The organism is Paraburkholderia sp. SIMBA_027 (assembly GCF_046535315.1).
Lineage (GTDB): Bacteria > Pseudomonadota > Gammaproteobacteria > Burkholderiales > Burkholderiaceae > Paraburkholderia > Paraburkholderia tropica.
Genome location: NZ_JAWRWY010000961.1, coordinates 1 through 259, shown reverse-complemented (window position 1 = coordinate 259; position 259 = coordinate 1). Strand labels below are relative to the sequence as shown.

The window sequence follows — 259 nt, the reverse complement described above, 5'->3', positions numbered from 1 at the left end:
ATAGACTTCCGGGTCGTATAGATCGGCGCACCACTCCCAAACGTTTCCTAGCGTGTCGAAAAGCCCCCAGTCATTTGCTTGTTTTTGACCCACCTCATGCGTGTGGCCCCCCGAGTTTTCTCTATACCAAGCTATATCGCCGAGTTTGCCGTATCTCGGACCATTTGTTCCCGCGCGGCAAGCGTACTCCCATTCAGCTTCGGTGGGCAGGCGATAGCCGTTACTTTCCGGGACAAGAGAAGCCCCCGTTCCATCGCCA

General features: G+C 55.6%; 1 protein-coding gene. It reads right to left on the bottom strand.

What is annotated here, in order from left to right; genetic code table 11:
* A partial coding sequence (locus SB764_RS41960) for a formylglycine-generating enzyme family protein (RefSeq protein ID WP_410867030.1) occupies positions 1–259 on the bottom strand: 259 nt, incomplete at both ends.